Origin of the sequence: Vibrio sp. J2-4 (genome assembly GCF_021728155.1) — a bacterium.
GTDB classification, from domain to species: Bacteria; Pseudomonadota; Gammaproteobacteria; order Enterobacterales; family Vibrionaceae; genus Vibrio; species Vibrio diabolicus.
On the sequence record NZ_JAKKCN010000004.1, the window covers coordinates 200845 to 215035 of the forward strand.

Annotated in this window: 11 protein-coding genes; 4 read left to right on the forward strand and 7 right to left on the reverse strand. The window is 46.7% G+C overall.

Annotated elements, in window-relative coordinates; genetic code table 11:
* Nucleotides 1–67 precede the first annotated feature (67 nt).
* The 3 genes from L3V32_RS15455 (at nt 68) to dhaR (ending at nt 3878) form a co-directional block, all read left to right on the forward strand.
* Entirely contained in the window at nt 68–1216 is a 1149-nt protein-coding gene (locus L3V32_RS15455; RefSeq protein WP_237284657.1) for a mannitol-1-phosphate 5-dehydrogenase, read from the forward strand.
* Between the two features lie 57 nt (nt 1217–1273).
* Nucleotides 1274–1804, forward strand: a complete 531-nt coding sequence (locus L3V32_RS15460) for an MltR family transcriptional regulator (RefSeq protein ID WP_012841150.1) — start codon at nt 1274–1276, stop codon at nt 1802–1804.
* A 148-nt stretch (nt 1805–1952) separates the two neighbouring features.
* A complete protein-coding gene (gene dhaR / locus L3V32_RS15465; protein WP_114323117.1) occupies nt 1953–3878 on the forward strand; it encodes a dihydroxyacetone kinase operon transcriptional regulator DhaR in 1926 nt (641 codons plus the stop codon).
* Between the two features lie 80 nt (nt 3879–3958).
* Here the strand turns inward: dhaR and ptsP are convergent, their stop codons facing one another.
* The 3 genes from ptsP to dhaK are packed head-to-tail and all read right to left on the reverse strand — an operon-like array spanning nt 3959 to nt 8069.
* Complete coding sequence (gene ptsP / locus L3V32_RS15470; protein ID WP_237284658.1) at nt 3959–6358, reverse strand: phosphoenolpyruvate--protein phosphotransferase; 2400 nt, start codon at nt 6356–6358, stop codon at nt 3959–3961.
* Between the two features lies 1 nt (nt 6359).
* Nucleotides 6360–6995, reverse strand: coding sequence for a dihydroxyacetone kinase subunit DhaL (dhaL, locus tag L3V32_RS15475; protein WP_005379705.1), 636 nt, complete (start codon nt 6993–6995; stop codon nt 6360–6362).
* A gap of 15 nt (nt 6996–7010) precedes the next feature.
* Nucleotides 7011–8069 (reverse strand): dihydroxyacetone kinase subunit DhaK, encoded by a 1059-nt coding sequence (gene dhaK, locus L3V32_RS15480; protein ID WP_005383055.1) that lies wholly within the window; start codon nt 8067–8069, stop codon nt 7011–7013.
* Nucleotides 8070–8422: 353 nt separating this feature from the next.
* On the opposite strand from dhaK, the gene L3V32_RS15485 reads away from it, so the two are divergent.
* Nucleotides 8423–9505: a glycerol dehydrogenase gene (locus tag L3V32_RS15485; RefSeq protein ID WP_005379703.1), complete on the forward strand. Its 1083-nt coding sequence runs from the start codon at nt 8423–8425 to the stop codon at nt 9503–9505.
* Between the two features lie 54 nt (nt 9506–9559).
* Here L3V32_RS15485 and L3V32_RS15490 read toward each other — a convergent pair whose 3' ends face one another.
* The 4 genes from L3V32_RS15490 to glmS form a co-directional block, all read right to left on the reverse strand.
* The gene (locus L3V32_RS15490) at nt 9560–10945 is read right to left on the reverse strand and encodes a heavy metal sensor histidine kinase (RefSeq protein WP_237284659.1); all 1386 of its coding nucleotides are present in this window, start codon (nt 10943–10945) and stop codon (nt 9560–9562) included.
* Nucleotides 10938–11630 carry a heavy metal response regulator transcription factor gene (locus tag L3V32_RS15495; RefSeq protein ID WP_046874021.1) on the reverse strand — a complete coding sequence of 231 codons (693 nt, stop codon included), beginning with the start codon at nt 11628–11630 and terminating at the stop codon, nt 10938–10940. Before L3V32_RS15495 ends, L3V32_RS15490 begins: the two co-directional genes overlap by 8 nt.
* Nucleotides 11631–11732: 102 nt before the next feature.
* The gene (locus L3V32_RS15500; RefSeq protein WP_031815906.1) at nt 11733–12110 is read right to left on the reverse strand and encodes a DUF3316 domain-containing protein; all 378 of its coding nucleotides are present in this window, start codon (nt 12108–12110) and stop codon (nt 11733–11735) included.
* 203 nt (nt 12111–12313) lie between these two features.
* Complete coding sequence (gene glmS / locus L3V32_RS15505; protein ID WP_005392238.1) at nt 12314–14146, reverse strand: glutamine--fructose-6-phosphate transaminase (isomerizing); 1833 nt, start codon at nt 14144–14146, stop codon at nt 12314–12316.
* Nucleotides 14147–14191: the final 45 nt, after the last annotated feature.

Here is a 14191-nt window from a genome sequence, read left to right on the forward strand (position 1 = left end):
CCCCTATGCGGTTGGCCTCACCCTAGTTTCGTAAATCAACATTTTCAGATATTGGTAGGTAAGAATTATGAAAAACGCAGTTCATTTTGGTGCAGGTAACATCGGTCGTGGTTTCATCGGTAAACTCTTAGCAGACGCAGAAGTCGAGGTCACTTTCGCTGACGTTGATGTACCGCTAGTAGACCAGCTCAGCCACAAACAAGAATACAAAGTAAAAGTGGTCGGTACTGAGTGTCAAATCGACACCGTTACCCATGTCACAGCGGTAAACTCAGCCAGTGAAGACGTGATTGATCGCATCGTCAAAACCGATTTAGTCACCACAGCAGTTGGTCCAAACGTATTAGACATCATCGCGAAAACCATCGCGAAAGGTATCGCCAAACGTTTTGAAGCTGGCAATGACGCGCCACTTAACATCATCGCCTGTGAAAATATGGTGCGTGGCACAACGCACCTAAAAGGTGAAGTGTACAAACACTTGGATGAATCACTGCACGCAAAGGCAGACGAGTTGGTTGGCTTTGTTGATTCAGCGGTAGACCGCATCGTGCCACCAGCAGAAGCCGCCAACGATGATCCACTAGAAGTCACGGTAGAAAGCTTTAGTGAATGGATTGTGGATGAGCAACAGTTTAAGGGCGATATCCCAAATATTGCTGGCATGGAAAAAACCAACAACCTAATGGCCTTTGTCGAACGTAAGCTGTTCACCCTAAACACAGGTCACTGCATTACCGCTTATTTAGGTTGTTTGAAAGGGCACCGTACCATTCGTGAAGCAATTGAAGACCCAAGCATTCATGCCGAAGTAAAACAAGCAATGCACGAAAGTGGTGAAGTGCTGATCAAACGTTACGGCTTCGACCGCGACATGCACAATGCCTACATCGAAAAGATTTTAGGTCGCTTCGCCAACCCATATTTAGTGGATGAAGTGGATCGCGTTGGACGACAACCAATTCGTAAATTGGGTGCAAATGATAGATTAGTGAAGCCATTACTCGGTACAATCGAGTATGGCACTGAAAATCAAACACTTTTGAAAGGGATCGCGGCGGCGTTGAAATACACCAACGACACCGACCCACAAGCGGTGGAACTACAGACCTCATTAAAAGAGGTTGGCGTGACAAAAACGCTAGCAAAATACACCGGTCTGGCTGAAGACAGTGTTGAAGTGGCTCAAATAGAAGCGATTTACCACCAGCTTTAATCGAATCAAGGGGAGCTCTGCTCCCCATAAATATAATTTTAAACAGTTACTCAGTATATGGCAGATAACATCAACGAAACCGAGATCATTGAACGATTAAACAGCGCGCCATCGGTACGAGGCTTTTTTATTGCAGCAGTCGATGTGTTCAACGATTCCATCGACGGGCTAATACAAAGGATCTTTCGTAAAGATAACTTCGCCGTGCAATCGGTTGTTGGTCCCCTACTGCAAGACTCCGGACCGCTGGGCGATCTCTCTGTTCGTTTGAAACTCCTATTTGGCTTAGGCGTCCTCCCAGACGATATTTATCATGATATTGAAGACATCATTAAGCTTAAAAACCGACTCAATAGCGATGCATCCGACTACGAGTTCACTGATCCAAATATTCTAGAGCCAATCAAAAAGCTGCACCTGGTAAAGAAAATGGGCATGGTGCAATTAGAAGTCAACGAACCTGATGACGACATCGACCTTGAGTTTTATCAACTCCAACTTCAACGCCAGCAACAAATAATAAAATCAGGTCTCTCGCTCGCCATTGTCGAGATCTGTAACGAACTGGGCAAAGACAGCCCTTTTTAACCCAACCTCCGGCAAGGAACGCCTTCTCTACTAGCCTCTTTTCTTTGCGTATCCTTTCTGTATGACGTGCGTGAAAGCCATCACAGTCCATATTCGTATGTCTCTGTAATATCAGACCAATCTATCGCTGGTATTGAAACGGTATGGCATGCTTTCAATCGAAGACACTAAAACCAAATGGGAGTTTTTCCAGAAACACCATTGGGTATCTCCAGAATTTTCCCGCACTCCCGTACTTGAGTCGTGGGAGCGTTGCATAAAGCAATGCAGTCCTTACACCTGGTCAAAGCCACACATTGCCTCTGGATTTACCTTCTCATCTCTGATGAAACGCAACGAGCACCTCATCGAATGCGCCACGACCGTACTTGAAGACACTTACGACATGCTAGGGGACGAAGACCTGCTATTGATGGTGACTGACGGCAACGGCTGCGTTCTTTCCGTTGTGGGACATGACTCAATGCAACAAGAGATGCAGGTACTCGGCATTAAACAAGGCTGTTTTCTATCTGAAGGAAAAATTGGCACAAATGCGGTCAATCTTTGTATTAGTACTCATATCCCGTGTGAAGTATTCGCAGCAGAACATTTCAATCGCCACTTACATTCTTATGCCTCTGTAGCAGCACCTGTTTTCGACCAATTTGGCAAGTTACGCGGCACAACATGCCTTCTCAAAAAAGCAGAGAGCTATAAGAAAGAAAACTTGGTCATCATCGCGTCGAGCGCGAAAGAAGTCAGTTTGCAAATCCATATTCAGTCGGAACAAGAAAACATTAACCGCCTCACTTGTGCGCACAACGCAACGTTAGAATGCATGGATGATGGCCTTCTGGCCTGGGATGAAGAAAGCCGTATCACGATGGTAAATCATCAATCAGAGCGCTTGTTAAACATTGAAGCCAGTCAGGTCTTGGATAAAGAAGTCTTTTCTGTTTTACGCTTCCCGCCAAATGTCCTCAATAGTATTGAGTCGGGTGCAAGCATCAACCGAAAACTCACAACGGTAGAGGTTCGTGGAGAGTTTGTTGAGGCAATCATTACCTTGCGTCCACTCAACGACGGCACACACTTATTGTTTTTGCACCCTATCGATAAAATTCGCGAACTTGCTCAACAACAAATAGGTGGCAGTGCGCGCTATACGTTCAGTACTTTGCCTGTTATTTCACGAAAAATGAAGCATGTCATTACCGTGGCAAAACGGGCCATAAAGTCCAAATCACCGATTCTAATTACAGGTGAAGAAGGTGTAGGAAAAGCCACTCTCGCCATGGCGATTCATAACGAAAGCACCTACAAAGAAGGGCCATTCATTACGCTCAACTGTCGCTCTATCAATACAGAGCAACTGGTCAAAGAAACCCTAGGCTACGACGAAGGACAAGGCATGCCTTCTAAGTTTGAACTCGCCCATGGCGGTACGCTCTTTTTAGAGAAGGTGGAATATCTGTCGCCCGATTTACAAGCCGTGTTACTTAAGTTGTTAAAAACTGGGCTCGTCAGCCGCAGCGACAGTTTGCGATTGATCCCCGTAGACTTTCAACTTATTACGAGCACCGCTTCAGAGATCAGCGAGTATGTCACTCAGCGCTCATTTGGTCGGCAACTTTATTATGAAATCTCCTCGAACGAGCTGCATATTCCGCCACTACGAAAGCGTAAAGAAGACATTGAATTTCTCGTCCAGCAGCTTATCAGCCATTATGAACGCCGCCACAATGTGACGATCTCGATAGAGCCAGTCGCACTGGAAGCGTTGATGAATTTTCGTTGGTCAGGCAACAACTCTGAATTAAGAAACCGAACTGAGCGAATTTTGCTGAACCGCAGTTCCAACTTAATCAAGCTGAACGATATTCCTGAAGACATTAAACTGAATTCTCGCCATACCGCAGAAAATACGCCAGTAATCACGTTAGAAGAAGCCGAGAGAAGAGCTATCGTTCAGGCTTGGAATCAGTGTGATGGCAAAATGCATGATATGGCGAAAGCATTGCAAATTGGCCGCACGACCTTATGGAGAAAAATTAATAAGTTTGGGCTGCAGGAGCAAATGAAGCTGTATTAAGCCAAGAAGTGGCGTTCCTATAACAAAAGTAAAACCGGCGTAAGCACGCCGGTACACATGTACTAACGATAAGGTATCGATTAAACATCAACAGACAACTGACGAATCTGCGCTTTTAGTCCCGGTAGCAGACTAGAACTGGCGCTGAATTTTCGTAACCCCACGCGAAGCAATGTTTCTGTAGCATTTGGATCGCCAGCCATCTCACCACACATACTGACCGGTATGCCCGCGCGATCGCCTGCTGCACACGTGAGTTCAATGGCTTTTAGTACCGATGGTTCAAAGTAGTTCACCAATTCGGCAACGGCGGCGTTGCCTCGATCAGCTGCCATAACATATTGAGTCAAGTCATTGGTGCCAATAGAGAAAAAGTCGACTTCTTGGGCTAACGCATCTGCATTTAATACCGCGGCGGGTACCTCAATCATAATACCAACAGGCAAATGAGTCGCATCCAAGCCGAGTTGGGTTGCTTGATGTGCCAACAGCGCTTTTACTTTTCTCACTTCTTCAACCTGAGCCACCATCGGTATCATCAATTGAATATTCGGTTGCTCGTGAAAAGCTCTCAGAATGGCTCGAAGTTGGGCGGTAAACAATGACTCATGTTGAAGGCACAACCGCACCCCTCTCAAACCTAAAAATGGATTATCTTCCGATGGCATAGGGTAAGCGGCTAAAGGCTTATCACCGCCAACATCTAGACTACGAATCGTAAGTGGCTTATCACCAAGTGCGGCGGCAATATCACGATACACTTGGTATTGCGCTTCCTCAGTCGGCAACTCATCACTGTTTTGAAACAGAAACTCAGTCCGGAATAGACCAACCCCCTCAGCTCCTGATGTTAGTGCATCATCAATATCTTTCGGTCCACCAATATTGGCGAATACTGGAATATGGACGCCATCACAGGTGACTGCGGCTTGCTGAGCACTCGCTAGCGCACTTTGTCGGGAGATTTGCCACTCAATTTGTTGCGCTTCTAATTCCTGCTGTACGGAATCCGAAGGAGAGAACCATAAATGTCCTCGGAAGCCATCAATAGTCACCACTTGACCAGCACGCACAGCATCAAGGCAGCCCTGAGCTTTAACGATGGCAGGAATCCCCATCGCACGAGCAAGAATCGCACTGTGAGAGGTTTTCCCTCCTTCACTCAAACAGATACCAAGCACTTTCGATTTATCAAGCCCGGCCACATCAGAAGGCATCAGGTCGCGGGCCAACAAAATACTCGGTTCCTGAATGTCGATGGCATTAGGCGTTACGCCTGTCATTTCGACCATAACTTGGCGTGCGATATCATGCACATCTGCTTCGCGTTCCCGCATGTACTGACTTTCTGCCTGGCGAAACTCTTCGGCCAACGTTTGCAGTGATTCTACCCAAGCTTGCTCGGCTATCATGCCCGTTTGAATTCGCGACTCGACCGATGCCCATAATTCTGGGTCACTGAGCATCATGCTATGAGCGGAAAATATTTCCCCTTTCGGCTGCTTCGCTTGCTCCTGCAAATGTTGAACAACCACGCCTATCGCACGCTTAACCCGTTCAATTTCATCTTGTTCACTTTGGAAATCACGTTCAGGCACAGCTGGCATTTCATGAGTAAAAAGGACAACTGGAGCAGTAGCGATACCGTCATTGACTCGAATACCAACAACAGCACCTTCAATCTGATTTGGGACCATGTCATCGAGCAAAGTATCCGTGCTCTCTTCAGATTCGATAATGCCTTGCTCAACCGCCTCTTTTTCTCCGAAGTGCTCACTAGCTAAGGCTTCAAATTCCTTGATTGCTTCACTGGATTGAGAGCCGAGTGCGCACAGCGTGATCGTCTCTTGGCTACGAACGCCAAGTTTCGCAATGCTGTTTAAGCTTTTCGCGTTTACACGGCGCTCGCCTTTTTTCAACCATAATTGGCAGTCAAAAGGCGCGAGTGCACCAACAATGGCCGCAGCGGGACGAGCATGTAATCCATGCGGATTTTGCACTACCCAATCAAATGTCCGTTCTTGCTCAAAGTTCTCTGATACTGGCGCTATCTCAGCGGATGTTAGTGGCTGATCACCAAGGTGCTCCCGTTTTACGCTTAACGCATTCTGTGCCTCTTCGACTACCGTCGATAAAGGTAGCCCGGCAGCAGCAGCCACCGACGCCGCCATGGTCCCTTCAACAATGGGGGCCGAGATAAGGGTGACATTTTCCCTCACATGATCATCAATCAGATCCAGAGCCATTTCCGTGCTAAGCAACGCGCTGCCAAGATCCATCAACACAACAACCCCTTGTTGATCATGTACCTGCTCAATCGCTTCCATCACGGCTATGGCATCGGTTCCGATCGGGTTCTCTGGATCATCAATCCCAGCCGCAATCGCAAGCTTGGCTTTGCCTTGCGTCATTTGGGTGGCAAGTTCGGCCACCCCTTCCGCAAGGCGACGACTATGAGATACAACTACAATTCCCACCATCTTAATTACCTGCTATTGCCTGCTGTAGTGCTTTAATCATTAACAAAGAAGAGGTTGCGCCGGGGTCTTGGTGACCAATACTACGTTCACCTAAATAGCTTGCTCGCCCTTTTTTCGCCAACATTTCAATCGTGGCAACCGCGTTCGTTTCTGCTAGCTCAACCATTTCATTCAATAAATGGTCAGCGCTCATGCCATTTTCTAACGACGCCTTCACGCTAACTAAAACGGGTAACCAAACATCACACATGGTTTTATCACCCAGTTCTGCTTTACCACGAGACACCACGCCATCCACACCGCTTTTTAGTGCATCAACCAACTCTTCAAACGTTAGTTGCTCTCGAGTTCCGACAGCGGCAGCCGTGCGAATAAACAGCGTGCCATACAGCGGGCCACTTGCCCCACCGACACTAGAAAGCAAGGTCATGCCCGTATTCTTGAGAATGCTGCCGATATTTTGGTCCGCAAATTGCGGCAGTTTTTCAGCAACTTTTTTAAAGCCTCGGTTCATATTGAGACCATGGTCTGCGTCACCAATATCACGATCAAGGTCGGTCAGAAAATCTTGATTCTCTTGATACGTTTTTGCACATAACTCTAACCAGTGAACGATATGTTGTTTTTCAATTTGCATGTTTGCTCCCCCCTGTTACCACTTGATCGCGGCCGTATCGACAGGAGCATCAAACAGCTCCAACATCTCTTTATCTGCTTTCAGCAACGTAATTGAAACGCCTTCCATATCGAGTGATGTACAGAAGTTACCAACCATATTACGCACGATACGGAACCCCGCTTGCTCGCAGTTATGAGCAAGACGGCGATACACTCCGTAAAGCTCTGAAGTTGGCGTACCGCCCATACCATTCACCATCACAATGTAGTCGTGTTCAGCGGCGAAAGGCTCAATGCTGGACTCCACTTCATCCCATTCACCTTCGTCACGATTCCAAATACGCAATGTGCGCTGATAAGGCGTGTTTTCAGCAACTTCAGCAAACATTTCATCCACTAACGTATCGACATCGGTGTATTTCACTCGCTTGATACCTGGTTCACCATGGATACCAACACCAAACTCCACTTCATCATCTTCCAGAACAAAAGATGGTTTACCCGCCGCTGGCACAACACAAGCATTAAGCGCCACGCCAAATGAGCGACAGTGATTATTAACGCGACGAGCCAGAGCTTCACATTGCTCCAGCGAATAACCTTTGTTCGCGGCAGCCCCAACTAACTTCTCAACCAATACCGTTCCAGCAACGCCACGGCGACCAGCGGTATACAAGCTGTCTTTGACCGCAACATCGTCATCCACCAACACCGACCCAACTTTGATGCCATCGGTATGAAGCAGCTCCACGGCCGTTTCAAAGTTCAACACGTCTCCGGTGTAGTTTTTAATGATAAATAACACGCCTTCACCAGTATTCACTTGGTTGCCACATTCGTACATTTGATCAGGCGTAGGTGAAGTAAATACCTCTCCTGGGCAGGCACCTGTCAGCATGCCTTTACCAATAAAACCTGCGTGCAAAGGTTCATGACCACAGCCACCACCAGAAACCAATGCCACTTGCCCCGGCGTTTCCTCGTGCCACATGTAACGAGGCTCGTAGTTGGCTTTTAGCTCAGGGCGGGACAATGCCAGGCCTTCCATTTGCTGCAATACAACATCATCGACTTGGTTAATTAACTTTTTCATCGTTCTATCTCATTCCATTTATATTTTTATGTAGGGTATGAATTCATCTTAAACAGAGAAAAAGCGTGCTCAACAAAAATCAATCCGTTTCATATTGAAACAAAAACTTCGGCATTATTGTTTCAATATGAAACGAAAAACGACAAATTTTCTTGAATAGTGATCGTCGCCATAAAGCATGCTGATGCTTATTACTTCTGACAGTCGGTTTGACACAGAGGTCATAAAAGCATGGAACAAAACCAGAGATATCCTTCACCACTTACCACACCAAACCTAATATAAACCTTATCCCTACAATGGATATTCATTGCAGTCCAAAACACACATAAAAAAGGTTAAAGGTTTGAATTATGGACAAAATTATTATCAGCCCAAGCAAATACGTCCAAGGTGAACAAGTACTTACATCTATCGCTCACTATGTGAAAACATTGGGTGAACGTCCGTTAGTCATTGCCGATGAGTTCGTGACTAACCTGGTTGGTGATGACGTCAAACAAAGTTTTGCTGACGAAAAGCTTCCACTCACTATGAACATTTTTGGTGGCGAATGTTCGCGCGTTGAGATTGAACGCATCACGGACATTTGTGCCACTCAGAAACACGATGTCATTGTCGGTATTGGTGGTGGTAAAACGTTAGATACAGCAAAGGCTGTTGCGTTTTACACCAAAATTCCTGTCGTGGTGGTTCCTACGATTGCCTCGACTGATGCGCCAACCTCAGCGCTTGCGGTGATATACACACCTGAAGGTGAATTTGCAGAATATTTGATGATCCCTAAAAACCCAGACATGGTCATCATGGATACGTCAGTCATCGCCAAAGCCCCTGTTCGCTTACTTGTATCTGGGATGGGCGACGCGCTTTCCACCTACTTTGAAGCTCGTGCCAATATGACTTCTGGTAAGGCAACAATGGCTGGTGGGTTAGCGACGCGTTCAGCACAAGCGCTTGCGAAACTTTGCTATGAAACCTTGCTTGAAGATGGTGTAAAAGCAAAAGCTGCGGTAGAAAATGGTGTGAGCACCAAAGCGGTAGAAAACATTATTGAAGCCAATACATACCTAAGCGGTATCGGTTTTGAAAGCAGTGGTCTAGCAGGCGCTCACGCTATTCATAACGGCCTAACTAAGCTTGAAGAGTGTCATCATCTCTATCATGGTGAGAAAGTCGCGTTCGGCACACTAGTTCAGCTGGTACTAGAAAACGCAGCGATGGAAGAGATTAATACGGTTCTTGCATTCTGCCGCTCTGTAGGTCTACCAACCAACTTATTTGATATGGGCGTTAAAGAGCTTAATCACGCTAAGTTGCGCGAGGTCGCCGAAGCTTCAACGGCCGAGGGAGAAACCATCCACAATATGCCATTCCCAGTGACGGCAGAAAATGTCTACTCTGCTATTCTAACCGCTCATCAACTGGGCCAATAACCCAAATAACTTCAAACGAGTTTGAGTCTCAAAAGGCAAGCCAAGGTTTGCCTTTTATACTTCAACTGACTTATCACTTCCATTGACACCTGCCGATGGCAACATCATAACAAACCGCGTCTTGTCTTTATCTGATGTTACTTTTATCTGTCCTTCATACGCTTGCACGATAGATTGGGTAATCGGCAAACCTAGCCCTGCACCGACGCTACCTACATGTTGGCGAGATTTATCTGCGCGATAAAACCGGTCGAAAAGGTACGGTAAGTTTTGCTCGGCAATGGTGTCACCTTGGTTGCTGACCGATATCGTAACCTGTTCATCAACCGCTTGAACGTCAATCTCAATGGTTGAATCAGCATACGCATGACGAATCGCGTTGGAGAGCAAATTGCCCACTGCACGCTCAAACATGTTTTTGTCCATATAGAGCTGACCGTCGCCTGAGCTCACGATTTGCACATCGGCATCTTCGGCCAATATTTCAAAATACGCGACCAAACGGTCGATTTCCTCCTGCACCGCAAACACTTCGTCATGGCGATGAATGAGCTTGTTTTCGGCCTTGGCAATGTAGAGCAAATCGTTGATGGTTTTCGTGATGCGGTTGAGTTCTTCCAACGTTGAGGCAATCGCATCCTGATACTCTTCAGGCGTTCGACACGCACCTAAAATGACCTGATTTTGCGTAGTAATGTTGGTGAGTGGCGTTTTTAACTCATGTGCTATATCAGAAGAAAACTCGCTCAAGCGGCGAAAACCAGTTTGCAACCTATCGAGCATCGCGTTGTGTTTGTTGGATAACTCGCGCAGTTCTATTGGCAACGAATCGGGGTCGAGACGAATGCCCATTTGCTCTGGGGATATCTGTTGAATGTGCTGATTCAACCCCACAATCGGCTTCAACCCACGTTTTACAATCCAACCGCTCAACGCGGAAGAAATCACAAACGCCAAACCGAGCGCCCAAAACAAAATCCAGTCGAGTTTATCCAAAAACAAAATATGGTGGTTGATACTCATGCCGAGCACCACCTGATACTCCCCAGCTTGAAACGCAAACGCGCGGATATTCAGCGAGTCCTCACTCCATTCGATGGCGCGCTCGTGATTTAAAACCTGAGGTGAGCTAATGCTATAGGCTCGGTTCTGAGGAATCGTCAGGCTCGAATTCTGATATACGTTCTGCTTGCCTTCAAACACCCACATGTAGAGCGTGCTGTTATTCGCTTGCTTGAACACATCCTCTGGCGAGCGTTTTAACGCTTTCTCAATGGCATTGAACTTACTGGAAATATAGCTGAAATCTTGCGAATAAAAGTGGCGCTCAATGGCGTACTGTAGGATGAAAGCCAAAGAAAAATAGGTCACGAACGTCATGCTAACAAACATCAGCACGAGCTTATTTTCCATGGAAAAAGGCAGCGAAAACTTAGGCATCACAACTCTCTTCGAGTTTGTAGCCCATCCCTCTGACTGTGTGAATCAGTGGTTTATCGAACGGTTTGTCCACTTTGCTACGCAGACGTTTGACCGCCACATCAATCACATTGGTATCGCTGTCAAAGTTCATATCCCACACTAACGACGCAATAGTGGTACGTGAAAGCACTTGGCCAGTTTTGCGCATCAACAACTCAAGCAGGGCATATTCTTTGGCGGTAAGCGATATCGACTGCTCCGCGCGCGTGGCAACGCGTTTGATCATATCAAGTTCTAAATCTGCCACACGTAATGTTTGCGGCGATGCGACCACTTGCGCGGTAATATGATGACGAAATACGTTTTGAACACGCGCCAGTAGCTCCGCAAACGCGTAAGGTTTTACCACATAGTCATTGGCACCCAGCTCAAAACCGCGCACGCGATCTTCCACTTGCTCCTTCGCTGTCAGCATGATCACTGGGGTGTGAATCCCACTACTGCGCAATGTGTTAAGCACCTGCCAACCATCGAGTTTAGGCAACATAATGTCGAGGAGGATTAAGTCATATTCTTCACTGGTAGCGTGATAAAGCCCATCGACCCCATCATGCACTAAATCCACCACATACCCAGATTCAATCAAACCTTTTTGCAGATATTCTCCGGCTTTGTGCTCATCTTCGACGATCAATATTTTCAACTTTACTTACCTAGTGTGTTAGCGGGAGGATGAGAACCCAGTATAAAGCTCGAAAAAGAGCATGATGTGAACCACACCATACTCTTCCCCATTGGCAAACCATTATCGATTGTTATCGCGTTCGGCATAATGCACTTTGACATTCACTTTGCCCAAATATTCCAACTGACCATCTTCATTCATGCGTTCTTGCACGGTCACGAAGCCACCATCTTTTAAATGCGTACTGCGAGACTTCACATTAAACGTCAGGATATTGAGCTCTTTATTCAGTTCACGAGCCGTCATGGTTTTAAGTGAATTGAGTTCAGACAGTGCCTGTTGATAAGCCTCATCTGACGTTGCTGTCGGCGTAACTGAGATGGTTTTCATCTCTTCGCGGCTCACGTAGTTGCCACCAGTGAAAAGTGGTTGAGCGAATGCAGATGCGCTAGTGATTGCCATTACCGTTACAAAAAGAGCAGTTTTGATTGCGTTCATGTTGTTAACCTTTGAGTGCTTGTTTTCAATGAGGTCATTATTGAACACCGCCTCTGACACCACCCTTTCAACAACATGACATTTTTGTCATGAAAGCAACCTACTGGCGAAGGCTCTTGAGCGTTCCATTACGCTTAGAATAAGAAAAAAAAGCGGCACATACTCTCGCATGTGCCGCTTGGGATTTTTGCTGTTAAGCGTAATTACTCAACCGTTACCGCTTTCGCTAGGTTACGTGGTTGGTCTACGTCCGTACCTTTGATCAGTGCTACGTAGTAAGACAGCAACTGCATTGGGATGGTGTAGTAGATCGCCGCCGTGATTTCACTAACGTGAGGCATCGTGATGATCTTCATTGTTTCATCGCCTTCGAAGCCTGCGTCTGCATCTGCGAATACGTATAGAAGGCCGCCACGTGCACGTACTTCTTCAACGTTTGATTTTAGCTTTTCAAGTAGGTCGTTACTTGGTGCAACCACAACAACAGGCATGTCAGCGTCAATCAGAGCTAGAGGACCATGTTTCAGTTCACCCGCCGCGTAAGCTTCTGCGTGGATGTAAGAGATCTCTTTCAATTTTAGAGACGCTTCCATCGCGATTGGATAGAATTCACCACGACCTAGGAACAATGTGTGGTGCTTGTCTGCGAAATCCGTCGCTAGTGCTTCAATGTCTTTCTCGAAAGAAAGTGCCGCGTTGATTTGCTTAGGAAGTGCGTGTAGCGCTTCAACAATCTCTTTTTCTTTCTCTTTGCTAACGCGACCTTGCTCTTTACCTAACGCCGTAACCAGCATCAATAGTGCAGAAAGCTGAGTCGTGAACGCTTTGGTTGAAGCGACACCGATTTCAACACCAGCGCGAGTCATGAATGCAAAATCTGACTCACGAACCAAAGAAGAACCTGCTACGTTACAAATAGTCATCGCCGCCATGTAACCTTTTTCTTTCGCAAGACGAAGTGCTGCTAGCGTATCGGCGGTTTCACCAGACTGAGACAACGTGATCAATAGGCTGTTTGGACGAGTCACAAACTTGCGGTAACGGAACTCAGAGGCGATTTCTACGTCACAGCTCACGCCAGCAATGTCTTCAAACCAGTAACGCGCTGTCATACCTGCGTTGTAAGACGTACCACACGCAACGATTTGTACGTGTTCTACTTTGCTTAGAATGTCAGCCGCATGCACACCGATCGCATCAGTTACAACAGAGTCTGCCGTGATACGGCCTTCCATTGTGTTGATCAACGCTTTAGGTTGCTCATAGATTTCTTTTTGCATGAAGTGGCGGTATTGGCCTTTATCGCCAGCATCATGTTCTGCGTTAGATTCTACGATTTCACGCTCAACCAGCTCGCCCGTTGCGTCAAAGACAGTAACTTCACGGCGAGTGATTTCTGCCACATCACCTTCTTCTAGGTACATGAAACGGCGCGTTACATTCAGTAGCGCAAGTTGGTCAGAAGCCAGGAAGTTTTCACCCACACCAAAACCAATTACGATCGGGCTGCCTGAACGTGCAACTACGATGCGTGAAGGATCTTTGCGATCCAACGCTACCGTGCCGTATGCGCCTTCAAGTTGTTTTGCTGTTTTTTGTACTGCTTCTAGTAGCGTTTCTGAAGTGCGAAGTTCCCACTCAACCATGTGTGCGATAACTTCTGTATCCGTTTGAGATTCAAACACGTAACCACGAGATTGAAGCAATTCACGAAGCTCTTCGTGGTTTTCGATAATACCGTTATGTACAACAGCAATATCGCCGGACATATGTGGGTGTGCATTAACTTCAGATGGTTCACCGTGCGTCGCCCAGCGAGTGTGTGCAATACCCGTTCCGCCGATCACTTTTGCTTCTTCTACTGCATCAGCCAGTTCTTGCACTTTACCCAAGCGACGAACGCGCGTTAGGTTTGACTCGCCATCAACAACAGCAACGCCAGCTGAGTCGTAACCGCGGTACTCTAAGCGGCGTAGACCTTCAACCAAAATTTCTGCAACATCTCGTTGTGCTACTGCACCTACGATTCCACACATGTGTTTATCTCCGTTTGTAGTTTTGTTCTTCCCTAGCCATGTTTC

Coding starts and splice junctions, on each gene's coding strand:
- L3V32_RS15455 (WP_237284657.1), top strand. CDS start 68: ATGAAAAACGCAGTTCATTTTGGTGCAGGTAACATCGGTCGTGGTTTC.
- L3V32_RS15460 (WP_012841150.1), top strand. CDS start 1,274: ATGGCAGATAACATCAACGAAACCGAGATCATTGAACGATTAAACAGC.
- dhaR (WP_114323117.1), top strand. CDS start 1,953: ATGCTTTCAATCGAAGACACTAAAACCAAATGGGAGTTTTTCCAGAAA.
- ptsP (WP_237284658.1), bottom strand. CDS start 6,358: ATGGTGGGAATTGTAGTTGTATCTCATAGTCGTCGCCTTGCGGAAGGG.
- dhaL (WP_005379705.1), bottom strand. CDS start 6,995: ATGCAAATTGAAAAACAACATATCGTTCACTGGTTAGAGTTATGTGCA.
- dhaK (WP_005383055.1), bottom strand. CDS start 8,069: ATGAAAAAGTTAATTAACCAAGTCGATGATGTTGTATTGCAGCAAATG.
- L3V32_RS15485 (WP_005379703.1), top strand. CDS start 8,423: ATGGACAAAATTATTATCAGCCCAAGCAAATACGTCCAAGGTGAACAA.
- L3V32_RS15490 (WP_237284659.1), bottom strand. CDS start 10,945: ATGCCTAAGTTTTCGCTGCCTTTTTCCATGGAAAATAAGCTCGTGCTG.
- L3V32_RS15500 (WP_031815906.1), bottom strand. CDS start 12,110: ATGAACGCAATCAAAACTGCTCTTTTTGTAACGGTAATGGCAATCACT.
- glmS (WP_005392238.1), bottom strand. CDS start 14,146: ATGTGTGGAATCGTAGGTGCAGTAGCACAACGAGATGTTGCAGAAATT.